The 25,608-nt window shown below is 65.5% G+C and carries 21 protein-coding genes; 13 read left to right on the top strand and 8 right to left on the bottom strand.

Features of this window, described 5'->3' with window-relative positions; all coding sequences use genetic code 11:
* Positions 1-3 precede the first annotated feature (3 nt).
* Entirely contained in the window at positions 4-1,344 is a 1,341-nt protein-coding gene (locus QCE73_RS20970) for a PLP-dependent aminotransferase family protein (protein ID WP_309883398.1), read from the top strand.
* A 4-nt stretch (positions 1,345-1,348) separates the two neighbouring features.
* Here the strand turns inward: QCE73_RS20970 and QCE73_RS20975 are convergent, their stop codons facing one another.
* On the bottom strand, positions 1,349-2,200 hold the full coding sequence (locus QCE73_RS20975) for a LysR family transcriptional regulator (protein WP_309883399.1): 852 nt from the start codon (positions 2,198-2,200) through the stop codon (positions 1,349-1,351).
* A 105-nt stretch (positions 2,201-2,305) separates the two neighbouring features.
* Here QCE73_RS20975 and QCE73_RS20980 point away from each other — a divergent pair, with 105 nt between their 5' ends.
* Both QCE73_RS20980 and QCE73_RS20985 read left to right on the top strand, forming a co-directional pair.
* Positions 2,306-3,184 (top strand): NmrA/HSCARG family protein, encoded by an 879-nt coding sequence (locus QCE73_RS20980; RefSeq protein ID WP_309883400.1) that lies wholly within the window; start codon positions 2,306-2,308, stop codon positions 3,182-3,184.
* A 310-nt stretch (positions 3,185-3,494) separates the two neighbouring features.
* A complete protein-coding gene (locus QCE73_RS20985; protein ID WP_309883401.1) occupies positions 3,495-5,990 on the top strand; it encodes a PAS domain S-box protein in 2,496 nt (831 codons plus the stop codon).
* Here the strand turns inward: QCE73_RS20985 and QCE73_RS20990 are convergent.
* Complete coding sequence (locus QCE73_RS20990; RefSeq protein ID WP_309883402.1) at positions 5,932-7,872, bottom strand: CoA transferase; 1,941 nt, start codon at positions 7,870-7,872, stop codon at positions 5,932-5,934. The genes QCE73_RS20985 and QCE73_RS20990 overlap by 59 nt on opposite strands.
* 59 nt (positions 7,873-7,931) lie before the next feature.
* Between QCE73_RS20990 and gcvA the strand changes: the two genes are divergently transcribed.
* On the top strand, positions 7,932-8,831 hold the full coding sequence (gcvA, locus tag QCE73_RS20995) for a transcriptional regulator GcvA (RefSeq protein ID WP_309883403.1): 900 nt from the start codon (positions 7,932-7,934) through the stop codon (positions 8,829-8,831).
* A gap of 656 nt (positions 8,832-9,487) precedes the next feature.
* Here the strand turns inward: gcvA and QCE73_RS21000 are convergent.
* Together QCE73_RS21000 and QCE73_RS21005 are read right to left on the bottom strand one after the other, a co-directional pair.
* Positions 9,488-10,291: an enoyl-CoA hydratase-related protein gene (locus tag QCE73_RS21000; RefSeq protein WP_309883404.1), complete on the bottom strand. Its 804-nt coding sequence runs from the start codon at positions 10,289-10,291 to the stop codon at positions 9,488-9,490.
* Positions 10,292-10,306: 15 nt separating this feature from the next.
* Positions 10,307-11,062 (bottom strand): SDR family NAD(P)-dependent oxidoreductase, encoded by a 756-nt coding sequence (locus QCE73_RS21005; RefSeq protein WP_309883405.1) that lies wholly within the window; start codon positions 11,060-11,062, stop codon positions 10,307-10,309.
* A 201-nt stretch (positions 11,063-11,263) separates the two neighbouring features.
* Between QCE73_RS21005 and QCE73_RS21010 the strand changes: the two genes are divergently transcribed.
* Together QCE73_RS21010 and QCE73_RS21015 are read left to right on the top strand one after the other, a co-directional pair.
* Positions 11,264-12,565, top strand: a complete 1,302-nt coding sequence (locus tag QCE73_RS21010) for an MFS transporter (protein WP_309883406.1) — start codon at positions 11,264-11,266, stop codon at positions 12,563-12,565.
* 33 nt (positions 12,566-12,598) lie between these two features.
* Positions 12,599-13,771, top strand: coding sequence for a thiolase family protein (locus tag QCE73_RS21015; RefSeq protein ID WP_309883407.1), 1,173 nt, complete (start codon positions 12,599-12,601; stop codon positions 13,769-13,771).
* Here the strand turns inward: QCE73_RS21015 and QCE73_RS21020 are convergent.
* A complete protein-coding gene (locus tag QCE73_RS21020) occupies positions 13,752-14,531 on the bottom strand; it encodes a DeoR/GlpR family DNA-binding transcription regulator (RefSeq protein ID WP_309883408.1) in 780 nt (259 codons plus the stop codon). The genes QCE73_RS21015 and QCE73_RS21020 overlap by 20 nt on opposite strands.
* Before the next feature lie 234 nt (positions 14,532-14,765).
* Between QCE73_RS21020 and QCE73_RS21025 the strand changes: the two genes are divergently transcribed.
* Genes QCE73_RS21025 through QCE73_RS21040 form a run of 4 tightly spaced genes read left to right on the top strand, consistent with a single transcriptional unit; the run spans position 14,766 to position 19,476 of the window.
* Positions 14,766-15,764 carry a 2-keto-3-deoxygluconate permease gene (locus QCE73_RS21025; RefSeq protein WP_035502095.1) on the top strand — a complete coding sequence of 333 codons (999 nt, stop codon included), beginning with the start codon at positions 14,766-14,768 and terminating at the stop codon, positions 15,762-15,764.
* Positions 15,761-17,044, top strand: a complete 1,284-nt coding sequence (locus QCE73_RS21030; RefSeq protein WP_309883409.1) for a four-carbon acid sugar kinase family protein — start codon at positions 15,761-15,763, stop codon at positions 17,042-17,044. Before QCE73_RS21025 ends, QCE73_RS21030 begins: the two co-directional genes overlap by 4 nt.
* The gene (pdxA, locus tag QCE73_RS21035; RefSeq protein WP_309883410.1) at positions 17,041-18,042 is read left to right on the top strand and encodes a 4-hydroxythreonine-4-phosphate dehydrogenase PdxA; all 1,002 of its coding nucleotides are present in this window, start codon (positions 17,041-17,043) and stop codon (positions 18,040-18,042) included. Before QCE73_RS21030 ends, pdxA begins: the two co-directional genes overlap by 4 nt.
* A gap of 54 nt (positions 18,043-18,096) precedes the next feature.
* Positions 18,097-19,476: a CoA transferase gene (locus QCE73_RS21040; RefSeq protein ID WP_309883411.1), complete on the top strand. Its 1,380-nt coding sequence runs from the start codon at positions 18,097-18,099 to the stop codon at positions 19,474-19,476.
* A gap of 24 nt (positions 19,477-19,500) precedes the next feature.
* On the opposite strand, the gene QCE73_RS21045 is transcribed toward QCE73_RS21040, so the two are convergent.
* Positions 19,501-20,124 (bottom strand): FMN-binding negative transcriptional regulator, encoded by a 624-nt coding sequence (locus tag QCE73_RS21045; protein ID WP_309883412.1) that lies wholly within the window; start codon positions 20,122-20,124, stop codon positions 19,501-19,503.
* A gap of 85 nt (positions 20,125-20,209) precedes the next feature.
* On the opposite strand from QCE73_RS21045, the gene QCE73_RS21050 reads away from it, so the two are divergent.
* Positions 20,210-21,664, top strand: coding sequence for a PLP-dependent aminotransferase family protein (locus QCE73_RS21050; RefSeq protein WP_309883413.1), 1,455 nt, complete (start codon positions 20,210-20,212; stop codon positions 21,662-21,664).
* Positions 21,665-21,740: 76 nt separating this feature from the next.
* Entirely contained in the window at positions 21,741-23,363 is a 1,623-nt protein-coding gene (locus QCE73_RS21055; RefSeq protein ID WP_309883414.1) for a D-alanyl-D-alanine carboxypeptidase, read from the top strand.
* A 4-nt stretch (positions 23,364-23,367) separates the two neighbouring features.
* Here the strand turns inward: QCE73_RS21055 and alr are convergent, their stop codons facing one another.
* Positions 23,368-24,471: an alanine racemase gene (alr, locus tag QCE73_RS21060; RefSeq protein ID WP_309883415.1), complete on the bottom strand. Its 1,104-nt coding sequence runs from the start codon at positions 24,469-24,471 to the stop codon at positions 23,368-23,370.
* Between the two features lie 172 nt (positions 24,472-24,643).
* On the opposite strand from alr, the gene QCE73_RS21065 reads away from it, so the two are divergent.
* Positions 24,644-25,072 (top strand): DUF6632 domain-containing protein, encoded by a 429-nt coding sequence (locus QCE73_RS21065; RefSeq protein ID WP_309883416.1) that lies wholly within the window; start codon positions 24,644-24,646, stop codon positions 25,070-25,072.
* Here the strand turns inward: QCE73_RS21065 and mntP are convergent.
* Positions 25,038-25,607, bottom strand: coding sequence for a manganese efflux pump MntP (gene mntP / locus QCE73_RS21070; RefSeq protein ID WP_035502113.1), 570 nt, complete (start codon positions 25,605-25,607; stop codon positions 25,038-25,040). The genes QCE73_RS21065 and mntP overlap by 35 nt on opposite strands.
* Position 25,608: the final 1 nt, after the last annotated feature.

Below are 25,608 nucleotides of genomic sequence, written 5' to 3' on the forward strand. Positions count from 1 at the left end.
TACATGCCGAAACCACCGCGCTACAAACAGATCGTCGATCGATTCGTCGAGGACATTCGGTCCGGTCGCCTGAAAGCAGGCACACGGCTGCCGACGCATCGCGGGCTTGCCGCGCGCGAGGGACTCGGCATCGTGACCGCGACGCGCGTCTATGCCGAGTTGAACGCGATGGGTCTCGTCAGCGGCGAAACGGGACGCGGCACGTTCGTGAAGGAAACGACGCTCGCGCGTGAGCTTGGCATCGATCAGGTCGCCATCGCCGCGGATACGGTCGATCTGAACTTCAACTATCCCGCGCTGCCCGGTCAGGCGGAGTTGCTGCGCAATGCGCTGCGGCAGTTGTCATCGGCGGGCGATCTCGAAGCGCTGCTGCGCTATCAGCCGCATGGCGGACGCGCGCGCGACCGGGCGACGGTCTCGCGTCATCTCGCGCGCCGTGGGCTCGATGTGGGCGCGGATCGCGTCATGCTCGTCGATGGCGCGCAACACGGTCTCGCCACAACCGTGATGGCGCTGCTCAAGCCCGGCGATGTGGTCGCCGTCGATAGCCTTACCTATCCCGGATTCAAGCTGCTGGCCGAGGCGCATCGGCTCGAACTCGCGCCGCTGCCGGCGTCAGGCGCGGGCCCCGATCCCGACGCGCTCGATGCGCTATGCAAGCGGCGGCGCGTGCGCGCCATCTACACGATGCCGACGCTGCACAATCCGCTCGGCTGGGTGATGACGGCGACGCGGCGCAGGCAACTGGCATCGCTTGCGCGCAGGCATGGCTTCTTCGTCATCGAAGACGCCGCCTACGCCTTTCTTGCCGACGACGCTCCGCCGCCGCTTGCCGCGATCGCGCCCGAACTCACGGTGTACGTCTCGGGATTTTCGAAGAACGTGGCGACGGGTTTGCGTGTCGGCTATGTGGTCGCACCGCTCGAATGGGTGCCGAAGATCGAGCGCGCGATCAGAGTGACGACGTGGAATACGCCCGGCGTGATGACGGCGATCGCGTGCGGCTGGCTCGAAGATGGCACGGTCGACAGGCTCGAAGCGGAGAAGCGTGCGGATGCGTCGGCGCGGCAGGTCATCGCGGCGAGCGCGTTGGGACGTTTGAAGCGCGTCGCGCATCCCGCGTCGTATTTCGTGTGGCTGCCGATGCCCGAGGAAGTACGCGCGGACCGCATCGCGGCGGCGCTGATGGAAGAGCGCATTTCGGTGTCGCTGGCCGAGCCGTTCTGTACCGCGATACAGGTGCCGCACGCGTTGCGGCTGGCGCTGGGATCGGTGGATGCGGGAACGTTGAGGCACGCGCTGGAGAAGGTCAGAGAGATCGTCGAAGCGCACATCGACATATGACCACTCACGCCGCGCTTTGCAGCATGTCGAGAAAGGCGCGCACTTTCGCGCTCAGCAAACGCCGCGAACTGTAGAGCGCCCAGATTTCGACGGGCGGTCCCGCATCCAGACCGAGCGCGACGAGCCGTCCCGCGGCGATCTCCGGCTCGACCAGCAAGCCCGGCAACAACGCCGTGCCCGCGCCTTCGAGCACCGCCTCGCGCGCCATCAGCAACGACGACAGACGCAGCACCGGTTCGGGCGTGATCGTGCGCTCGCGGCCGTCGTCGCCCTGAATCCGCCATGCCGCGCTGTCCGCACGCGCGAGCACGACGGCAGGCAAGGAAGATGCGTTGTCGTCGATCGTGAAGCCGCGCGCCGCGACCAGCACGCGCCGGTCGGTCGCGATGCGCCGTCCCACGAGGAGTTCGTCGGCATCGGGATTGATGTGGATGACGAGGTCGTAGCCGTCCTGCACCGGGTCCGCGACACGATCTTCGGAGACGATCTCCAGTTCGACCTGCGGATACGCCGACGCGAAACGCGACGCGATGCGCGGCAACACGACGTGCGCGAACACGATCGGCGCACTCACGCGCAGGCGTCCGCGCGGCACGGGGGCGCGCGAGCGAATCGCTTCGGCGGCGTCGTCGATGTCGGCGAGCAGGCCGCGCGTGCGTTCGTGCAGCGCGCGGCCTTCCTCGGTCAGCCGCAGCATGCGAGAGCCGCGCTCGATGAGCCGCACGCCGAGACTTTGCTCCAGCTCCGCGACGCGCCGCGAGAGCGTGGCTTTCGGGCGGCCCGTGTTGCGCGCGGCGGGTCCGAAACCGCCGTGGAGCGCGACGGCGTTGAAATCGGCGAGTGCGGTGAGGTCCATTTTTCGTTCCATCAGCGAGACGAAGCGTCTCGATCCATGGTCTTTCGGCTCGGAAGCGGAACGTCTATCGTAGGTGCTGTACTCAACGTATCCAAGGAGATCGACATGACTATTCTCGTGACGGGCAGCACCGGCGTGATCGGCACACAGGTTCTCGACCATCTGAAGGACAGCGGCGCGAGCGTGCGCGCGCTGACGCGTTCGCCGGAGCGCGCGAGCTTTCCGGCGGGCGTGACGCCGGTCAAGGGCGATCTGAGCGAAATCGGCACATTGCGCGACGCGATGAAGGACATCGACACGCTCTTTCTGCTCGCGCCCAACGCCGCCGACGAGCTGACGCAGGCGCTGCAGGCGATGAGCATCGCGCGCGAGGCGGGCGTGAGAGGCATCGTGTATCTGTCGGTGTTCAAGGGCGATGTCTACACGGACGTGCCGCACTTCACCAGCAAGCACACGGTCGAGCGCATGATCGAGGATTGCGATCTGCCCGCGACGATCCTGCGCCCCGCATACTTCATGCAGAACGACATCCGCCTGAAAGATGCGCTGCTGCATCACGGCGTGTATGGCATGCCGATCGGCGCCAAAGGTATTTCGATGGTGGATGTGCGCGATATCGGCGATGCCGCCGCGCGCGAGCTGCTGCGCCGCGAACGCAGCGACGCGCCCTTGCCGCGCGAAACCTACGAACTCGCCGGCCCCGATGCGCTGACGGCCGACAGCATCACGGCAATCTGGCGCGACGCGCTGCAACGCGAGATCCGCTACGGCGGCGACGATCTCGATGCGCTCGAAGCGCGCATGAAAGGCGCGGGCCCGGAATGGCTCGCCTATGACATGCGTCTCATGATGCAGCGCTATCAGCAGGACGGCGCCGTGGCTTCGTCGCAGGAAATCGCGCGCCTGACTTCGCTGCTCGGCCGTCCGCCGCGCGCATATCGCGATTTCGCCGCCGATGCCGCACGCGAATGGATCGCGCAATGACTCGACGTTAAAGCGGATTAAAAATACCGGGCTCGATAAAACAACGCCGAAGTTACCGAAGCCCGGCTTGACACGTGAAATTCATACTCACGAAATTAATCTGTACGCGACCGGCGCATATTTACCGCACACGCCGTCAGCCCCAACGGCGGCGGCCTTGTCCGCGCATCCGGCAAAATCCACCTTCAAAAATCCCCGAAATGGCAAACGATTGCCGCTATATTTATGCTTCAATTGACGCGATTATCCGTCTTGCAAACCCCGATGCCTCCGCGATTCATCATCGCGATCCATCGATTGGAAATGGCCCATGCGGAGTCAATACGAGGCGTCGAGCCCGGAAAATAATATCAAGGCGGAACATGAGCGTCTGGCGCATTTCCAGCGATGGTTCGCCACATTCGCGAGCCTCGCCCATGCGCGGCTTCCGCTGCCCGCCTATCTGCAAAAAGTCACCGACACGCTGAGAGAAGTCGCGGGCGTCGCGTCCGCCGTGGTGGAGTGGATCGAGGGCGAATCGCTCGTCTATCGCGCGGCGAGCGGCGCGGCGGCGGCGCACATCGGCGTGCGCCTGCCTACTGCCGGCAGCCTGTCGGGACTTTGCATCACGCGCCAGCAGGCGCTCATCTGCCGCAATTCGGCGACCGACCATCGCGTCGACCGCGCCGCGTGCGAGGCGGTCGGCGCCGTATCGATGGTCGTCGCGCCCGTCGTCTACGAAGGCCGCTCGGTCGCGGTGCTGAAGCTCATTTCCGGCGCAGTCGATCATTTCGGGCAAGCCGACATCAGTATTCTCGACGCGTTTTGCGCGTGCATCGCGGAGACCATCGCGCGCGAGGAGATCGCGCAGGAAAACCGCAAGCTCGTGAAGGAAAACGCGAGCGTGTCGGCGGATCTCTCCGTCGAGTCGTCGCTGCGCATCGAGTACGAAAAAAAGCTCGCCGACGCCATGCGCCGCCGTCAGACCGTGCTCGACAACGCGCATGTCGCGTTCGTGTCGATGGACGAGGCGGGCATGGTCGTCGACTGGAACGAGGCCGCCGTGCTGCTCTTCGGCTGGAAGCGCGAAGAAGTGGCGGGCCGCGAACTCGCGTCGCATATCATGCCCGAGCGCTTTCGCGACGCGCATCGCGCCGGTCTCACGCGCTATCTCGCGACGGGCGAGGCGCGCATGATCAACCGGCGTTTCGAGCTGCCCGCGCTGCGTCGCGACGGCAGCGAATTCGCCGCCGAGCTGACGATCAGCGAAGTCTGGTACGAAGGCCAGCGCCAGTTCGCGTGCTTCGTGCACGACGTCACCGACCGGCACGTCGCGACCGAGGCGAACGAGCGCCTGCGCCTGCTCATCGACTCGGTGAGCGACTACGCGATCTGCATGGTCGATCAGAACGGCTACGTGCGCTCGTGGAACGACGGCGCGCGCGCGATCTACGGCTTCACGGCGGCCGAAGCGATCGGCCGGCACTTCGCGCTCTTCTACACCTCCGACGAACACGGCCGCGACCGTCCCGGCGACGACCTCGCGCTCGCCGCCCGACGCGGCCGCGTCGAGCACGAAGACTGGCACGTGCGCAAGGACGGCTCCGAGTTCTGGGCGCACGTCATGCTGAGCGCGCTGCCCGGCGGCAACGGCGGCGAGCAGAGCTTCGTCAAGATCACGCGCGACATGACCGCGCGGCGGCGTCTCGAAGAACTGGAAGCGTCAAGCCGGCGCATGAACGAGTTTCTCGCGCTGCTCGGCCACGAACTGCGCAATCCGCTCGCGCCGATCCGCAACGCGGTGAGCATCCTCAAGCTCAAGGCGTGCGACGATGCCGAGGTGACGCGCAGCCGTCAGATCGTCGATCGTCAGCTCGCGCATCTAACGCGCCTGGTCGACGATCTGCTCGAAGCCGGGCGCGTCAGCTCGGGCAAGATTCGCCTGACGACCACGACCGTCGATATCGCCGATGTCGTGCATCTGAGCGTGGAGGCGAGCCAGCCGCTCTGCGACGAGCGCGCGCAACGCATCGACGTGAAGTCGAACGGCCAGCGGCTGTTCGTCAACGGCGATCCGACGCGGCTAGTGCAGGCGCTCAACAACCTGCTCAACAACGCGTCGAAGTTCAGCCCGCCGAACTCGACGATCACGCTCGAAGTCGGCCCGCGCGGCGGCTCGGTGCTGGTGCGCGTGACCGACGAGGGCCGCGGCATTTCCTCCGAAGCGCTCGGCACCGTGTTCGATCTCTTCGTGCAGGAGCATCCGCCGGGCGCGCATCCGGACGAAGGCGGTCTCGGCATCGGCCTCACGCTCGTGCGCGCGATCGCGGAACTGCACGGCGGGCATGTCGAGGCGAAGAGCGGCGGCGCGGGACGAGGCAGCGCGTTTTCGCTCTGGCTGCCGCTCTCCGAGCCGCCCGCGAGCGGCGCGCCGGCTGGCGGAACACCGTCCGTCGTGGCGAGCCGTCAGCTCGACGTGCTCGTCGTCGATGACAACCGCGATTCCGCCGACAGCATGACGCTGCTCGTCGATATGCTCGGCCACCGCGCGCGTGCCGCCTATGACGGACCGGGCGCGCTCGATTCATTCGAAGCGCATCGCCCGCAGGTCGTGCTGCTCGATCTGTCGATGCCCGGCATGACCGGCTTCGACGTGATCCGCCGTATGCGTGACGATGGCAATCGCGTGATCGTCGCGGCGATGACCGGCCTCGGTTCCGACGAAGACATCGCCCGCACGCGCGCCGCCGGTTTCGACGCGCATCTCGTCAAGCCGGTCGATCTTCCGGAACTGGAGCGCGTGCTGGCGCTGGCGGCGCGCGTCTGACGATTTCGGGCGCGCCGGGAACCGCACGCACGCGCGCGGGCGTCTTCGCGAGTCGATACGGCACCTTCAGCACCGGCCAGAACGCGCCGTTCGCGTCGCGGGCGGCGGAGAGGACATCGGCGAGAAAATCGCTGTCTTCGAGCAACTCGTCCACGCGCATCACCGGCACGGCTTGCGCGATGCTGCGAGCTGCCGCTATCTTCGGCTGCGTGATGCAGCGCGCGCGTTCGGCGTCGGAGACATCGCCTTCGATCCAGATATGGCCGTCGAGGCAGGCGAGCGTCTGTCCGCGCGACGCGCCCTTGCCCGCCGCGAACAACGCGCACCACGCGGCGACGTCCTGCATCGAAATTTCGATGAACGTGCCCGCGTCGTCCGAAGGCATTGCCAGCCGCGCGACGATCGCGAAAAGCGCGGCCTGTCCGCCGAGAATGTCCGCAGCCGATGCGCCGGTCTTCACCGGCGCGCCGTCGCTTTTCGTGAGGTCCATGAGACCGCCCATCGCCTGAATGACGGTATCGAACGCCGGCCGCGACGGATACGCCGACGCGATGCCGAAGCCCGATATCGAACAATAGACGAGGCGCGGATTGATCGCGCCGAGCGTCTCACGCGTGAAGCCGAGCTTCGCGAGCGCGCCGGGACGCAGATTTTCGACGAGCACGTCGGCGTCTTCGAGCAGCGTGCGCAGATGAGCGCGATCGGCTTCGTGCTTGAGATCGAGCGCGATCGTCTGCTTGTCCGTGTTGTTGAGCGCGAAGAAATAGCTGATGCCGCCCTGCCCCGGCGTCCACGAACGCGCGACCTCGCCGTCCGGAGGCTCGATTTTCACGACCTCTGCGCCGAGCGCCGCGAGATGCTTGCCGACGAGCGGCGCCGTCGTGTACTGGCCGATCTCGATCACCCTGACGCCCGCGAGCGGCGCGGTGTCGCCGTCGCGCGTGCGTGTGTCCGGCTTCGCGACGGCGGGCGCATCGCTCAACGCAGACGTTTCGAACATCGAGACCTGCCGATAGGTTTCTCCATCGATGCCGTTCGCTTCGATCGAGCGCGCGGCCTGCGGATGACGCATACGGAAATTCGCCTCGTCGTGCAGATCCGCGATGCCGACGATCGGCCCCGCCGCCACGCCGATGCGCTCGCAAATGCGCGTGCAGTCTTCCGTCGCGAGCGTCGTCGTCCAGGTTTCGATGAGCGCGTCGAGTTCATCGACATGATTGACGCGATCGGCGAGTGTCGCGAAGCGCGCATCGTCGAGTGCGGGCACGCACGCTTCCTGCCGCAGCTTGCGCCATTGCTCCTCGGTGCTCGTGCAGACGAGAATCCAGCCGTCTCGCGTGCGATATGCGTTCCACGGCGCGCACGCCGGATGACGATTGCCCACGCGTGCCGCGCTGCGCCCGGCGAACGCGGCGGGGAGGAAGGTCGTCAGCGCGCTCGCGGCGCAACCCATCAGCGTGACGTCGATGTTCTGCACGATGCCGCGCAGGCGCTTCACGCGCACCGCCGACGCGATGGCCGCCGCTGCATAAAGCGCCGCCGATATCTCCGTGAGCGCAATGCCGATGCGCGCGGGCCCGCTGTGCGCGAAACCTGTCGTGTCCATGAGGCCGCTCATCGCCTGGATTTGCGCGTCGCTCCACGGCGTGCCGGCGCGTGAATCTTGCGGGCCTGTCGCGGTGATGTCGCACACGATATGCATGCCCGATGCTTTCCAGTCAGCCGCATGATCGACATCCGACGATACGACGATCACGTCGTAATCCACCGAATTCGCCGCTGCGAAATCCACCGAAGCGCCTGCCCGTTCGAGCAACGTCGCGCACAGCTTGACCGCATCGCGCCCGCCGCAAGCCAGTACCCGCAAATCTTCCAGCATCATCGTCTCCTTTCGTATTTCCACGGCTGGCGCGTCTGCGCCCGCGTTGCTAACATCGTTCGATGCGAACCCTTCCGTCACTCAATGCGCTGCGCGCCTTCGAAGTCTGCGGGCGGCTGCTCAGCGTCCAGCTCGCCGCCGACGAGCTGAACGTCACGCCCGCCGCCGTCAGCCGCCAGATCAAGCTGCTGGAAGACCAGCTCGGCGTGCCGCTCTTCGAGCGCGGACATCGCGCGATCACATTGACGCCGATGGGTTCGCGCTATCTCGCCGACGTGATCCGCAGCTTCGACACCTTGCGCACCGCGACCGTCAATCTCACCGAGGCGAGAAAGCGCCGCACGCTGAAGATCCGCGCTTACACGACCTTCTCGATGAACTGGCTGCTGCCGCGTCTCTCGACGTTCCATCGCGACCATCCGGATATCGAAGTGAGCCTGACGACGTCGCTGCAACCGGTCGACTTCAACACCGAGGACGTCGATGCCGCGATTCGTCTGTCGCACGCGCCTTCGTCCGATCTCGGGTTCGATCGGCTCGTGCCGAATGAACTCGTGCCGGTGTGCAGCCCATCGTTTCTGAGCGCGCATCCCGATCTCAACGATGCGACGCCCGGTTCTCTTCGACACGTTCCGTTGCTGCATTCGCTCGCGCGCCGCGAAGACTGGGCTAAGTGGCTCGATGCCGCTGGTGTTCATGGCGTGAATCCGCTCGGTGGGCTCAGTTACGAAAGTTCGATCCTCGCGTATTTCGCGGCGACGCAAGGGCATGGCATCGCGATGGCGCAACGTGTGCTCGTTGCGGATCAGTTGAGCGCGGGCTCGCTCGTTATGCCTTTTTCTTTCGTGCTTGATCTTGGGGCTTTTACTTACTACCTGATCTATCCGCCTGCGCATCTTTCTAGTCCCGAGTTCGTTGCGTTTCGTACTTGGCTGCTTTCTACGGGGGAAGCCTCTTCCTGATGGGCTCGGTTGTTCGTTCGGGCTTCTATGGAATCCTGATTTCATGTCGGTCTATTTGCTCTGCCCCTGTGCGGGGCGGCAGTCACTTTCTTTGCTGCTGCAAAGAAAGTAACCAAAGAAACAGCTTTCCCCAGCCTAAGCACTTCACACCGGCCGCGGCACAGACGATTGGCTGAATGGCCCGGCAATAGCGAGTGCCCCCACAAGCAGATAACGGCTTGGACCGCGCACGGTCTGACTCGTCGCACCACAGAACAAACTGGTTCAGCACCAAATAGCTCCGGCCCGCTTCGCGGCCGACCGGTCAATCGGGTCGGCGCGCGCTTCTTCTTCGTTGGTTTCCCTCGCATACCCAACGGCAGCGCGTAGCGCTGTGCCGAAGCTCTTTGGTGCTGAACCAGCACGCTTGATTCACTAGCGCGTCAGACCGTGCGCGATCCAAGCCCGGTAAGTCCTTCGAGGGCGACACTTAGGCGAGTGCCGCTTCCTGCTGGCAAGCATGGCCAACGTGCGTGTGACCGCGGGCTTAAACGAGCTGCTTTCTTTGGTTACTTTCTTTGCAGCAGCAAAGAAAGTGACCCCCGCCCCGGGGAGGGGCAGTGCTAATAGACCAATAAGAAATCGGGATTCCACGAAAGTCCCCGCAAAAAGACAAACTACCGCCCCCTATACCGAGGCTTACGCTTCTCGGCAAACGCCCTACGCCCTTCCACACGATCTTCCGACTCCCTCATCGCGCCCCAGGCGAGTTCAGTAAACTCAAGCGCCTGCGCAAGAGGCACATTCGCACTAGTCTCGATAACCTTCTTGATCATCTGCACCGCGAGCGGTCCATTCGAAGCGATCGTGCGCGCGAGTTCCAGCGCATCGTCCATCAAGGCCTCCGGCTCGCAGATATCCGATATCAATCCAACGCGATACGCGTACTCCGCATCAACCTTGCCCCCGGTAAAAAGCATCTTCATCGCGATAGCCGACGGCACCGCGCGCTGCAACGCCTGAATGCCGCACACGGCAGGAATGCTCGCGACGACCGCCTCCGGCAAACCAAAAACCGCACTCCTAGACGCGATCCGCAAATCGCACTGCAACGCGAGCTCCAGCCCGCCGCCCAGGCAATACCCGTTGATCGCGCCGATGATCGGCTTGAAGATACGCAACGAGCCAAGCTCCATCAGCCGCACATAGATGCCTTCGGCGCCCGCACGATCGATCGACTTCACGAACGACGATCCGAACGATGTCGACGGCGGCAGCGTGCGCTTCAAATCCGCGCCCACGCAGAACGACTTCGCTCCCGCACCGGTGATGACGATCACGCGAACATCATCGTCGTCGCGGGCATCGGCAAGACGCGCGCGCAGTTCGGTGAGCGTGTCGATATCGAGCGCATTGAGCGCTTCGGGCCGGTCGAGCGTCACGACAGCGACGTGATCGGAAACGGTGTAGCGAATGGTCATGATGTCCTCCTCGACTCAAACGCTCGGCGACGACAGCGAGCGCCCGCCGCACACATACAGCGTCTGCCCGGTGATGTACGACGCCTCTCGCCGCGCGAAAAAGCGCACCGCTTCCGCGATATCCTCCGGCGTGCCGATACGCTGCACCGGCACCGACTTCTTCAGCTTCTCCTGAAGCGCTGCGTCGAAAGCCTGAAAGAGCGGCGTATCGACGATGCCCGGCGCAACCGCATTCACCGTGATGCCGTCCTTCGCCCATTCGAGCGCGAGACTGCGCGTGAGACTCACCACGCCGCCCTTCGCCGCCGAATAGTTCGCCTGCCCCACGCCGCCGAGCCACGCACGCGACGAGATGTTCACGATGCGCCCGTGCTTCGCCGCGCTCATATGCGCCAGCACCGCGCGGCAGCACAGGAATTGCGACTTGAGATTCACGTCGATGACCGCGTCCCAGTCGTCGTCGCTCATGCGCGTAATGCGCTTGTCGCGCACGATACCCGCATTGTTCACGAGCACGTCGATGCGCCCGTAACGCTCGATCACCGCATCGACCGAACGATTCACCGACTCGCTCTTCGTCACATCGACGGGCAGCGCGATCACTTGCGCGCCGGATGCGGCGAGCGTCGTCGCGGCTTCGTCGAGCGCGGCGCGATCGAGATCGAATAGCGCGATGCGCCTGCCGTCGCGTGCCAGCGCCTGAGCGATACCGAAGCCAATGCCCTTCGCGCCGCCCGTGACGATCGCGACTTCCTGTGATGAAGCGTTCATTGCTGTCTCCTTGAACGAATGCCCCGATGCTAGGCCGCTCCAAGCCGCGTCTCAAACGACATTTTCTGCGCTGTCGATTGAGTTTTCGTGTGTGCGTTTTCGATTGATAAGAAGTCAATCGAGCACGCAAAAAATGTCGTTTGAGCGCGCGAAAAGCCAACCCTACGATGCGTCCATCACAAACACACACGGAGACGCATCATGGACACCACGCTTCCCAACGTAGCCGCGCCGGCCGCAACGCCGCTCACCGGCGCACAGCGAAAGGCGATCGTCGCGGCGACGCTCGGCACCATCGTCGAGTTCACGGACTGGATCATCTATGCGACGTTCGCGTCGCTGTTCTCGCGGCAGTTCTTTCCGGCGAACAACGCGAGCATCGCGCTGCTCGCGGCCTTCGCCGTGTTCGCGGTCGGCTTCGTGATGCGGCCCATCGGCGGCGCGTTGCTCGGCGCGTATGCCGACCGTCACGGACGCAAGAACGGCCTCGCGCTGTCGGTTGCGCTGATGGCGGGCAGCTCGCTCGTCATCGCGGCATGTCCGGGCTATGCGTCCATCGGCATCGCGGCGCCGCTCGTGCTCGTCGCCGCGCGGCTCGTGCAGGGTTTCGCGGCCGGTGGCGAGTTCGGCTCCGCATCGACCTTTCTGATGGAATCCGCATCGCCCGCGCGGCGCGGCTTCGCGGGATCGTGGCAACACTTCGCGGTGAACGGCGGCGTGCTCGTGGCGGCGTCGATCGGTGCGCTGCTCACATCGATGATCGATGCGCCCGCGATGGCCGCGTGGGGCTGGCGCATCGCGTTCACGATCGCCGGACTGATGGGCTTCGTCGCGCTGTGGTTTCGGCTGGCCGTCTCCGAAACCGATGCGTTCAAGAAGAACGTCTCGTCGCGTCAGCACACGCGTCATCCGGTCGCGACGATCCTGCGCGAGCATCGGCGCGCCGCGTTGCGCGTGATCGGCATCGCGATGGCGGGCAATCTCTGCGTCTATCTCTGGCTCGTGATGTTCCCGACGCTCGCCCACATGCGCGGCCTGCCGCTGCGCGAAGCGTTCAGCGCGAGCGTCGTCTCGATCGTCGTGTCGCTCGTCGCGATTCCGCTGCTCGGCATGTTGTCGGACCGCATCGGCCGCAAGCCGGTGCTGATCGCGTTCGCCGCGGGTTCCGCGCTCTTCGCGTATCCCGCGCTGCACTTTCTCACCAATGACTACTGGAGCGCGACGGTCATCGTCACCATCGGCATGTTGCTGTCGTCGGGATTCGCCGCGACCTGCGCGACCGTGATGGCCGAGCAGTTCCCCGCGCATGTCCGGGCAACGGGCGTCGCGCTGCCTTATGCGGTCTCGGCCGCGCTCTTCGGCGGCACGCTGCCCACCATCGTCACCGCGATGAACAGCGCCGGTCTCTCGCAATACCTCTGGATCTATGTGGCCGTCGTGTGCGCGGCGAGCTGCATCGTCTATGCGCGCATGCCGGAAACGCGCGGCAAGACGCTGGATTAAGGCTTTCTTTTATCTAATGCAATGGAGACAACCATGCGCAAAGTAGTGATCGGCGGCGTCGGCATGACGCCCTTCGGCAAGTTTCTCGAACGCAATCTGAAGTCGCTCGCGGAAGAAGCAGTGTCGCTCGCGTTGAAGGACGCGCATGTCGGCGTGAACGATGTCGACCGCGTGTTCTTCGGCAACGCGGCGGCGGGCGTCGTCACGGGACAGGAAATGATTCGCGCGCAGTCGTCGCTGCGTAACACCGGACTCGACGGCAAACCGATGTTCAACGTCGAGAACGCTTGCGCGTCCGGCAGCTCGGCGTTGAATCTCGCGTGGCTTTCGGTGGCGTCGGGGCAGGCGGAGACGGCGCTCGTCGTCGGCGTCGAAAAGCTGTCGCACGAAGACAAGGCGGTGTCGTTCGGCGCGTTCGCGAAGGCCGTCGATCTCGAAGAGCCGCTGCCCGAAGGCGTGACGACCGGAACCGGCTCGCTCTTCATGGACCTGTACGCCGCGAAGGCGCGCAAGTGGATGGAAAAGACCGGCGCCGAGGCGAGCGACTTCGCACGCGTCGTCGTGAAGAGCCGTCATGCGGGCTCGCTGAATCCGCATGCGCAGTTCCGCAAGGAAACGAGCGTCGAGGAAGTGCTGACGAGCCGCATGGTCAGCGATCCGCTGACGCTCTTCATGTGCTCGTCGATCGGCGACGGCGGCGCGGCCGTGTTCATCTGCTCCGAGGAATTCGCCGCGAAGCACGACATTCGCCCGGTGTACATTCGCGCGAGTTCGATCGTGTCGGCGAAAGCGGACGGCTCCGGCGAACTCGTGGCGGTGCGTGCGGCGCGCGCGGCGTACGAGGAAGCGGGCATCGGACCGGAAGACGTGGACGTCGTCGAATTGCACGATGCCTCCGCGCCTGCCGAACTCATCCACTACGAGAACCTCGGCCTGTGCGCACCCGGCGATGCGCCGAAGCTGATCCGTTCCGGCGATACGGGCATCGGCGGAAGGATTTCGGTGAATCCGAGCGGCGGCCTGCTCTCGCGCGGTCATCCGGTCGGTGCGACGGGCGTCGCGCAGATCGTCGAACTCACCGAGCAGTTGCGCGGCCGGGCCGGCGCGCGGCAACGTCCGGGCGCGAAGGTCGCGCTCGCGGAGAACAACGGCGGTCAGCTCGCGGGCGATTCGGCCGTCGCGCTGGTCACGATTCTTTCGACGTAAGCTCGGCGCATTCCACCGTCACATTCCCCCGCTCCTCGAAGCGCGCGAGCACCGGCGCTTCGGCCAATGCATCGGTGACGAGCGTCCAGTCGCGCTCCAGCGGCGTCCAGTGCTGCTGGTTCGCGCGTTCGAGCTTGTTCGACGTGACCAGCACGAACACGCTCGCCGCCTGGCCCGCGATGCACTCCTTGAGGAACGCCTGCTCCGCCGTCGCTTCGCACAGTCCGCGTCCCGCGACGACGCCATCCGCGCCGAGAAACGCCTTGTCGAACGTGACGCGCGTGAGCGCCACCTGCGCGATCGGCCCGAGCGTGCTCATGCTCGATGGCCGCACGTCGCCACCGATCAGCGTCACGCGCACATCCGCCGATGCGAGCACATTGACCGCGAGCAGATTGTTCGTCACGACGTGCACTTCCGAGCGGCCGGCGAGCGCGCGAGCGAGCGCCGCGTTGGTCGTGCCGCCGTCGAGGAAGATCGTGTCGCCGTCCTGCACGTGACGCGCCGCCGCGCGCGCGATCGCTTCCTTGTGCTCGCGAAAACTCTCGCGCCGCGTATCGAGCGATTCTTCCGGCTCGTGCATGCCCACCGATGCCGCCCCGCCATACGTGCGCACGATGCGCCGCTCGTCGGCGAGCGCGCGCAGGTCGCGGCGCACCGTCGCCTCCGACATGCCGAAGTGATCGCACAGCGCGGCGACATCGTTCATGCCGGAGAGCACGGCCCTGAGCATGGCTTCGCGGCGTTTCTCGACTTTCATCCTGTTTCCTGAGTTCTTTTCGGTTCTGACGGCGACGCACAGTGTAGCGAACCGGCCGGGTCCGTCCGATGCTTGCGATTATTCCGAGCGTATCGCGATCGATTTGATCGATTCGATCAGGATAAACACGCACAACGACTGGTTTGCGCAAAACGAACCGGAGGGCTACACTCCGAATTGCCCGGTTCAATCACTTTATGATCGAACCGGGCAGAAACCACTCTGGAGACATGTATGGCTCAGATTCATATCAAGCGCGCCGTCGAGCGCGTGCCCGGCGGCATGATGATCGTTCCGCTTCTGATCGGCTCGCTGATCGCGACGTTCGCGCCGAACATGCCGAAGTTCTTCGGTTCGTTCACGAACGCGCTCTTCACCGGATCGCTGCCGATTCTCGCGGTGTTCTATGTCTGCATGGGCGCGAGCATCGACGTGAAGGCAACGCCCTATCTGCTCAAGAAAGGCGGCGCGCTGTTCGCGACGAAGGTCGGCACGGCGATCGTCGCGGGCATCGTGCTCGGGCATTTTCTCGGCGAGCAGCCGATCACGTCGGGACTGTTCGCGGGCATCTCGACGCTGGCTGTCGTCGCCGCGATGAACGACACCAACGGCGGCCTCTACATGGCGCTGATGGGCCAGTACGGCCGCTCGGAAGACGTCGGCGCGTACACGATCATGTCGCTCGAATCCGGCCCGTTCCTGACGATGGTCACGCTCGGCGTCGCGGGCCTCTCGGCGTTTCCGTGGCCGACGCTCGTCGGCAGCATTCTGCCGCTCGCGGTCGGCATGCTGCTCGGCAATCTCGATCGCGAGATGCGCGAGTTTCTCGGCCGCGCCGTCCCGGTGATGATTCCGTTCTTCGCGCTGGCGCTCGGTGCGAGCCTCGATCTGCACAAGGTCTGGCAAGCCGGTCTGCTCGGCATCGGCCTGGGCTTCGCGGTCGTCGTCGTGACGGGCATTCCGCTGTACTTCGCGGATCGTCTGACGGGCGGCACGGGCGTGGCGGGCGCGGCGGCGGCGAACACGGCGGGTAACGCGGCCGCCGTTCCGGCGCTGATCGCGGCGGCCAATCCGGTTTATGCCGACGCGGCCAAGTCCGCGACGCTGCTCGTCGCGGCATGCGTGGTCGTGACGGCGATCGTGTCGCCGATCCTGACGGCGTCGATCGCAAAACGCGTGAACGCGCGGCTCGATGCGCGTTCGTCGTCGAAGACACGCGAGGCCACGCAATGAAGAGCTTGCTGATCGTCGCCGACGATCTGTCGGGCGCGGCCGATTGCGCGATCCCATTCGCGGCGGCCGGCCTGCAAACCGTCGTCTCGCTCGACGCGGATGCATCGCACGCGAACGCGACGGTCATCGCCGCCGACACCGACACGCGCCGCCTCACGCCCGCCGACGCCGCGAAGCGCACGGCGAGCGCATGGCAGACGTTGCGCGCGCCGGGCCGGCGTCTCTACAAGAAGATCGATTCGACCTTGCGCGGCAACTGGACCGCCGAAGTCGCGGCGCTGACGCGCATCGCCGGACCGGCGATCGTCACGCCCGCGTTTCCCGCGACGGGCCGCACGGTGCGCGATGGCCGCGTGTTCGTGCGCGGCGTGCCGCTCGAAGACACGGAAACGTGGCAACTCGAAAACGCCGGGCAGAACGCGGGACTGCGCGGGATGCTCGACATGGTGGGCTTGCGCGTCGCGCACGTGTCGCTCGATGCGTTTCGCGCCGCGCCGCAGGATGTCGCCGTGATGGTCGCGTCTGCGGCGGCATCGGCGCATGGCATCGACGCGATCATCGTCGATGCCGAAACCGGCGACGATCTCGCCGCGCTCGCACGCGTCACCGCATCGATCGACGCACCGTTTTTCTGGGTCGGCTCGGGCGGGCTCGCGCGCGAACTGGCCGCCTTGCCCGATCTCTTCGATGCCGATGCTTCGCCGCAGCCGGCAAGCGCGATCGCCCCGGCGCAAGGCCCGATCCTCGCGCTCGTCGGCAGTCTCTCCGCGATCTCCGAGCGTCAATGCGCGCTGCTGTGCGCCGAAGCCGGCGTGCGCGAAATGATCGTGCCGCCCGCCGTGTTGCGCGACGGCGCGCGTCATCCGCAATGGCTCGCGTGGCATGAACGGATCGGCGATTCGGTGCGCGACAAACAAGACGCGATCGTGCGCATCGGCCGCGACGACGCGTTCGATCCCGCGGAAGGCGCGTTGCTCTCGAACGCGCTCGCGGCGCTCGTCGCGCCTCACTTCGACGCGCTCGGCGGACTGATCGCGACCGGCGGCGAGACCGCGCGCGCGATCCTCGCCGCCGCGAACGTCGGCAGCCTCGAACTCGTGCGCGAAATCGAAGCGGGCGTCGCGCTCGGCCGGCCATCGGGCGGCAAAGGCCCCTCGATCGTCACGAAAGCGGGCGCGTTCGGCAGCGAGCACGCATTGCTCGGCGCTTACCTTCATTTGCGCGGCGCGGATATTCCCATCGCGCGCCGGCACACGACATCACCAGACGAAAGATCATGAACAACACTCTCCCCGTTATCGGCATCACGATGGGCGACGCGAGCGGCGTAGGCCCGGAAGTCGTCGTCAAGAGCCTCGCGCACGATGCCGTTTATCAGCAGTGCCGGCCGCTCGTGATCGGCGATGCGCGCCGTCTCGAGCGCGCCAACGAACTCGTCGGCGGCAAGGCGAAGGTGCGGCGCATCGCGGATGCGACCGAAGCGCGTTATGAGCCGGGCGTGATCGATTGCATCGATCTCGGCCTGATTCCCGACGACTTGCCTTTCGGCGAACTGTCCGCCGTCGCGGGCGATGCGGCGTATCGATACATCGCGCGCGCCGTCGAACTGGCGCAGGCGCATCAGATCGACGCGATCTGCACCGCGCCGCTCAACAAGGAAGCGCTGCACGCGGGCGGCCACAAGTTTCCCGGCCACACGGAGATGCTCGCGCATCTGACGGGCGTCGACGAAGTGTCGATGATGCTCGTCGCGCCGCAACTGCGCGTGATCCACGTGACGACGCACATCGGCATCATCGATGCGATCCGCAAGATCGAGCCGGGCCTCGTGCAGCGCACGATCGAACGCGGCAACGCGACGCTCGTGAAGGCGGGCATCGAGAAGCCGCGCATCGGCGTGTGCGGGATCAATCCCCATGCGGGCGAGAACGGGCTGTTCGGCTACGGCGAGGAAGAGGAAAAGATCATTCCCGCCGTGAAGGTGCTGCAGGAACGCGGCCTCGATGTGACCGGCCCGCTGCCCGCCGATACGCTCTTCTATCGCGCGGGACGTGGCGACTTCGATCTCGTCGTCGCGATGTATCACGATCAGGGGCACGGTCCCGTGAAGGTGCTCGGCCTCGAAGCGGGCGTGAACGTGACGGTCGGGCTCGATGTGATCCGCACGTCGGTGGATCACGGCACGGCGTTCGATATCGCGGGCAAGGGCATCGCCGATGAAGGCAGCATGCTCGAAGCGCTGCGTCAGGGCGCGGAGCTGGCGACGCGCCGCCATTGAATGCGGTTGGCGCGATAATGGGTGCTTCACACGAAGCACGCGCGCCGACCGATCATGACTTCCTCTCTCGAAACGCTGCACGACATATGGCGCATCGCCGGCTTGCCCGACGATGCGCTTTCTTTCATCGACCTTCCGGGTCGCGATCCGGTTTTTCCTTCCAGCTTTGCGATTGGCGCGGCGGCGCAGGCCACCATCGGCGCGGCGGCGCTCGCGGCGTGCGAGCTAGGCGCGCTGCGTGGCGTTGAGCGGCAGCGCGTGTCGGTCGACATGACTCATGCGGCTGTCGAATGCACCGGAGCGTTCACCGTCGATGGCAAGGAGCCGGAGACGTGGGGACGCTTCTCCGGGCTCTATCGGTGCGCCGATGGCTACGTGCGCATTCACGCGAACTTCGAGCATCATCAGGACGGCGCGCTTCGTCTGCTCGGGCTCGATCCGCACACTGCGACGCGCGAGGATGCCGAGCGCGCGTTGCTCGCGTGGCGCGGTCGCGATTTCGAGAACGCGGCGGCTCAGCGCGGGCTCGTCGTCACGATGCTGCGCACGTTCGACGAATGGGACGCGACGCCGCAAGCGCAAGCCATCGCCGCGCAGCCGTTGATGACCATCACGCGCATCGGCGACGCGCCGCCGCTCGCATTGCCGCCCTTGTCCGCCGATGCGCGTCCGCTCGACGGCCTTCGCGTGCTCGATTTCACGCGCATTCTCGCCGGGCCGGTCGGCGGTCGGGCGCTTGCTGCGTTCGGCGCGGACGTGATGCTCGTGAATGGACCGCATCTGCCGAATATTCCTGCTATCGCGGATACGAGCCGGGGCAAACGCTCGGCGTTGCTCGATCTCCGCTCGGCTTCGGATCGCGACACGCTCTGGCGTTTGATCGACGATGCGCATGTGTTCGCGCAGGGGTATCGGCCGGGCGGGATCGCGTCGCTGGGTTTCGGGCCGCAAGAGGTGGCGAAGCGCAGGCAGGGGATCGTCTATACGTCGCTGACCGCGTATGGCACCGACGGTCCGTGGGCCGATCGGCGCGGCTTCGATTCGCTCGTCCAGACCGCGATGGGGTTCAACGCAGCCGAAGGCGAAGCGGCGGGCGAAAGCAAGCCTCGTCCGTTGCCCATGCAGATGCTCGACATGGCGAGCGGCTTTCTGATGGCGTTCGGCGCGGCCGCCGCGCTATGGAAACAGCAGCGCGAAGGCGGAAGCTGGCATGTTCAGATATCGCTCGCGCAGACGGGGCATTGGCTGCGTGGACTCGGGCGCGTCGAGGATGGATTGAAGGCGGCGAAGCCGGATTTCGCGCCGTATGTCGAGCGGTATGAATCCGGCTTCGGCGAATTGATGGCCGTGCGGCCGAGCGCGCAACTGACGCGCACGCCTGCGGGCTATGCGCGCGATTCGGAGCAACCGGGAACGTCGGCGGCGCGGTGGTGACAAGCGTTTGCTAAAGCGCGATCGTCACCCGGCGCGCGACATCGCCTGAGCCAGTTCTTCGTTTCCGCGCGCCTGCAAAGTATCGGCGGCGTTGAGGCGATCGCGCGTCTCCTTGTTCTGGCTCAGCTTTGATTTGCCCACGATCGACGTCACCGCGATCTCGATGCCCACGATATTGCGCAGCATGCCGTCGATGAACTCGGGCTCGGAGTCGCCCATCTTCCACGGCTTCGGCTCGTTCGCCTCATGCCGACGCGTCAGACGCGCGACGAGTCCGCGCACGAACGGCTCGTCGTCGCGCACGGTGAGCACGCCATGCGCATGCACGACTTCGTAGTTCCAGGTCGGCACCTGCCGATGCGCCTCATGTTTGCTCGGATACCAGTTCGGCGAGATATAGCCCTCGGCGCCGCGAAAAATCACCATGACCGGCGTGCCGGTCGGGCACCGCTGCCAGATGTCGTTGGCGCGCGCGACGTGCGCCGTGAGCAGTCCGTGCGTGCCTCGGTCGGGATCGAATTCGAACGGAATGTGATTGGCGTCAAGGCCGGCGTCGTCATGCGTGACGAGGATTCCGAGCGCATGCGCGCGAATGATCCGATGAAGTTCTTCGGGACGAGTCTCTGCGAAGTGCGGCGGGATATACATCGTGAATGCTCGGCAAAGGTGATGGGACTCCGTCACTATCGCCCTAAACAGGCACAATAAGAAGATCCAGTTTCGCTTGTTTTCTATGGTCCAGTTGAACAGAGCCGGCACGGGGCAACGCATCTACGATCTGCTGCGCGCACAGATCGCCGACGGCACGTTGCCTGCGGGCGCATCCGCGCCATCGACGCGCGCGCTGGCCGCCGATCTGGGCGTCTCGCGCACGACCGTCACCGCTGCCTATGAGCAGCTCGCCGCCGAAGGCTTCCTCGTCACATCGGCGGGGCGCGTCGCGCGTATCGCCGCGCCGCCGGTGCCGCTCGCGCCGCCCGGCCCGGCGCGCGTCGCCGGCACCGCGCCCGCGTTGTCCGCATACGGCGAGCGCGTTTCGACACTGCCCATGCCCGTGCTTCATCAGACGAAGCAGGGCAGCGTCAACTTCCTCTACGGCGCGGTGTCCTCGCGCGACTTTCCTTCGCTGATCTGGAAGCGGGCGTATCAGGCCGAGCTTCTGCATCAGCCGGACAGCCTTTACTACGTCGCGCCCGAAGGCGATGCCTCGCTGCGGCGCGCGTTGCAGGCGTATCTGGGACGGGCGCGCGGGCTTGTCTGCGACAGCGAGCAGATCGTCGTGGTGAACGGCACGCAGCAGGCGCTCGATCTATGCGCGCGCGTCTTGCTCGATCCCGGCGATACGTTCGCGTTCGAAGACCCCGGCTATCTGATCGCGCGCCATTGCTTCGAAGCGTCGGGCGGGGTGCCGCTGCCCGTTCCCGTCGACGAACATGGTCTCGACACGCGCCGTCTCCCCGCCGATGGCCGCGCGCGGCTCGCTTACGTGACGCCCTCGCATCAGTTTCCGTTGGGCGGCGTGCTGCCGGTTGGACGCCGGCTCGAATTGCTCGAATGGGCGCAACGGCACGATGCCTGGATCATCGAAGACGATTACGACGGCGAGTTCCGTTACGGCCAGCGCCCGATCGATGCGTTGCAATCGATCGATTCGAATGGCCGCGTGATCTACATCGGCACATTCTCCAAGGCGCTTTCGCCGCATCTGCGGCTGGGCTATATGATCCTGCCGCACGATCTCGTGCCGGTGTTCCGTAAGGCCAAGAGACTGAGCGACCGTCATTCGGCAGTCATCGATCAGCGCGTGCTCGCATCGCTGATCGAAGGCGGCGCGTACGAACGTCACGTGCGGCGCGTCCGACGCGAATACGAACGGCGTCGCGCGGCGTTGCTCGATGCCATCGCGCATCTTCTGCCGCAGAGCGCGCAGGTGACGGGCACGGCCGCAGGGCTGCATGTCACGCTGTGGCTGCCGTTTCTCGATTCGAAGGACGAGGCCGCGCTCGTCGCCGCCGCGCATGCGAAAGGCGTGGGTGTCTATCCGGTATCGCAGCTTTATGCCGGGCCGACCGTCGATGCACGGAGCCGGCCCGCTGGCCTGATCCTCGGTTATGCGAGCGTGCCGGTCGAACGGATTCACAAGGGAATTCAGATCCTCGCGGGCGTGATAGGCGAGTCGAGGCGTTGAGCCGACGCTTTCGCTTTGTATTCCCAATGCGCGCGTCCTATGCTGATTCTCGGTAAATAACGATGGGAACAAGACCATGCGCGCGCGAATCCTGGCTGTCCCGTTGTTGATCGCAACCAGCCTTCTCGCCGCGAGTTGCGGCGGCGGTTCGTCCGACGATCCCATCGATCAGGTGATGAAAAAGCCGCGCTACACGAGCGCGAACTCGCAATGGTCGATGGTCGTGATGGACGCCACCACCGGCGAAACGCTCGCCGCGCTGCAACCCGACACGCTCTCGTTCACCGGCTCCGTGCGCAAGCTCTACTCGGTGGGCAGCGCGCTCAATATCATCGGCGCGAATCATCGCTTCGAAACGCCGGTCTATCGCAACGGCACGCTCGACGCATCGGGCAAGCTCACGGGCGATCTCATCCTGAAGGCTTCCGGCGATCTGACCTTCGGCGGGCGGCAGAAGCCCGACGGCACCATTGATTTCACCGACTTCGATCACAACGAGGCGCGCGCCTTCGACGGCGCGATCCTGACGCCGGAAGATCCGCTGACGGCCATCAATCAGCTTGCGCAACAGGTCAGGGCGGCGGGCATCACGTCGGTCAGCGGCGATGTCATCGTCGATGACAGGCTCTTCGATGCGTTTCGCGTGCCCAACGGCAACGTGCTCATCTCGCCGATCCTCGTGAACGAAAATGTGATCGACGTGACGCTCGCGCCGACATCGGCCGGACAGCCCGGCCAGCTCGACTGGCGCCCGCGCACGAGCGCGATGACCATGCAGGGCGCGACGCTCACGACGGCGGCCAATAGCGCGGCGGATATCGTCACCTCCGGCGATGCGCTCGACGATGGACCGCTCAGTTGTCTCGCCGCGCCCGGCTGTCACGGCACGATCTCGGGCGCGGCGAGCCTCGCCACGCCCGCGACGATCCCGATGGGCTACACGTCGCCGCTCGTCGGCAACAATCTGTATGTGAGCAATCTGCGTGTGGAAGATCCGCCGTCATTCGCGCGCACCGCCTTCATCGACGCATTGACGCGCGCGGGCGTCAGCGTCTCGGCGCCCGCCGTTCAGCCGAACGACCGAAGCAGGCTGCCATCGGCGCAAAGCTATTCGAGCGCGACGCAGGTGGCGACCTTCACGTCGCTGCCCTATTCCGAGATCGCCAAGCTGATCCTCAAGGTGAGCCTGAACACCGGCGCCAATCTGAGCCTGATGTATCAAGGTCTCGCGCAAGGCGCGCGCACGGTCGATGCCGCGCTCGTCACCGAACGCCGGTATCTGACGGGCACGCTCGGGATCGACGGCGCGGGCTTCGACTTTCCGACCAACGGCAGCGGCTCGCCCGACAGCCGCGCGAGCGCCCGCACGACCGCGACGCTGCTCACCGTGATGAGCCGCCTGCCGATCTATCCGGTGTATCGCGACGCGTTGTCGATTCTGGGCATCGACGGCTCGCTTGCGGCCATCGGCCGGGATGTCGTCGGCAAGGAGCACATCAGGGTGAAAAGCGGCGCGACCGTGACCAACGGCCAGATGGTCGCGATGAACATGGCGGGCTATATGGACGCGAAGAGCGGGCGGCGTCTCGCCTATGCGCTCTTCGTCAATCACGCCGGACCGGTTCAGGCGCTGACCGACACGCTCGAAGTCTTCGATGACGAAGCGACGATACTCGGCATCGTGTGGGCGCGGTATTGAGGGCTTACGCGGTGTGCGTTTCCGGCTCGCTCGTCACGCCGGCGTCGATGCTCACCGGCACGCGCCGCGCGAGCGCGCACATCAGCTCGTAGCCGATCGTGCCGGACGGCTCGGCCACTTCGTCCACCCTGACGTGCTCGCCCCACAACTCCACCGACGATCCGATGCCCGCCGCCGGGCACGGCGTCAGATCGACGGTGAGCATGTCCATCGACACGCGTCCGACGATGCGCGTGCGCATGCCGTCGATCATCACGGGCGTGCCGGTCGGCGCGTGACGCGGATAGCCGTCCGCGTAGCCGCACGCCACCACGCCGATTCGCATCGCACGATCCGCCGTGAAAGTGCGGCCATAGCCGATCGTCTCGTTCGGCGCGAGCATCTGCACGCCGATGATGCGGCTTTCGAGCGTCATCGCCGCGCGCAATTCGAAGCCTTCGATGTTGCGCGCGCGGCCCGTCGGCGATGCGCCGTAGAGGATCGTGCCGGGCCGCACCCAGTCGCGATGCGCGCGCGGATGCCACAGCACCGCCGCCGAATTCGACAGCGAGCGCGTGCCGGGAAGATTGCGCGTGGCGGCGTCGAATTCGTCGGTTTGCCAGTCGATCGCGCCATCGTCCGCGTTCGCGAAGTGGCTCATGAGGCCGATCGAGCCGACCGCCTCGATGCCCGACGCATGTTCCCACGCAGCCTCGAACTCGCCCGGCCGAAAGCCGAGCCGGTTCATGCCCGAGTTCATCTTCAACTGGATGTCGATGCGCTCGCGCGGCCGCGACGCTTTCAGCAGCGCGAGTTGTTCGTCGCTATGCACCGTCACCGTGAGGCGATGACGATCCGCCGTCTCGACATCCGTGGGCTCGAAAATGCCTTCGAGCAGCAGGATCGGCTTTTTCCAGCCGAGTTCGCGCACGCGCACGGCTTCGTCGAGATCGAGCAGCGCGATGCCGTCCGCTTCCGCGAGCGCCGGATAGATGCGCTCGATGCCGTGGCCGTAGGCATTCGCCTTGATCACGGACCACACGCGCGATGACGGCGCCAGGCGTTTGACGAGCTGAAGATTCTGACGAACGGCGTCGAGATGAATGCGCGCGGAAATGGGACGTGGCATGACGTGCTGGATTCAGGATTGAAGGCAGTGGATTGATGAATCGTATCGGCCAAATGGCAGTCGCTGTTATTTTATTTGCGCCGCTTTTTGGTCGAAACGCCTGCCCGCCGCAACGTTGTTCGGGCGCGCTTCGCGGTATCGTGGCGCTCATGTCGCGCCGGAGGATTTCACCATGAACGACGCCCGCCGTCTCGCCTGTCTGCGCATCGTGCTCGTTGTCGTCGGGCTGATCGCGTTGTTCGGCGTCTTTCCGCTGATGCTGCTCTGGCCTTCGGGATGGGCGTGGGAAAGCGGCCACGAAGGCCGCTCCGAATACGCGCTGATGATCGTCGGCATCTATGCGACGCTCGGCGTGTTCCTGCTGATCGCGTCGCGCGAGCCGATGCGGCATCTCAGCCTCATCTGGTTCACGGTCTGGTCGAGCGTCGTGCATGGCGCGATCATGGCCGTGCAATCGTTCGGCGGCGCGGGACATCTCGGTCATCTGGCGGGCGATGTGCCCGCGCTTTTCATCGTCGCCGCCGCGCTCGCCGTCTTCACGCCGCGCGGCGACAAGGCGCGCAGGCTCAGCTCAGATATCCGAGATGCTCGGCCAGAATGACGCTGCCGACGCCGATCAGGATAAGCCCGCCGACGATTTCCGCCCGCTTGCCGATCGTCGCGCCGACGAGCCGCCCGACCATCACGCCGATCGTCACCATCAGCATGGTCGCGAAGCCGATGGTCGCGGCCGTCGAGAAGATATCGACATCGATGAACGCGAGGCCCGCGCCGACCGCCATCGCGTCGATGCTGGTCGCAAAACCGGTGAGCGCGAGCACCCAGAACGAATGCGAGTTGGGCTTTTCCTCGTCGTGGGCCGCTTCGGCGAAACCTTCGCGGATCATGCGCGCGCCGAGCACGAACAGCAGGCCGAACGCGATCCAGTGATCCCAGGCCGTGACGTACTGCGCGGCCGCCTTGCCGAGCGCCCAGCCGACGAGCGGCGTCAGCGCCTCGATCACGCCGAAGATCACGCCGGTCTTCAACGCTTCCGCGATGCGCGGCTTGTGCAGGGTGGCGCCCTTGCCGACCGCGGCGGCGAATGCGTCGGTGGACATGGCGAAGGCGAGGAATATTGTGGAAGCGAGATTCATC

The organism is Caballeronia sp. LZ029, assembly GCF_031451275.1.
Lineage (GTDB): Bacteria > Pseudomonadota > Gammaproteobacteria > Burkholderiales > Burkholderiaceae > Caballeronia > Caballeronia jiangsuensis.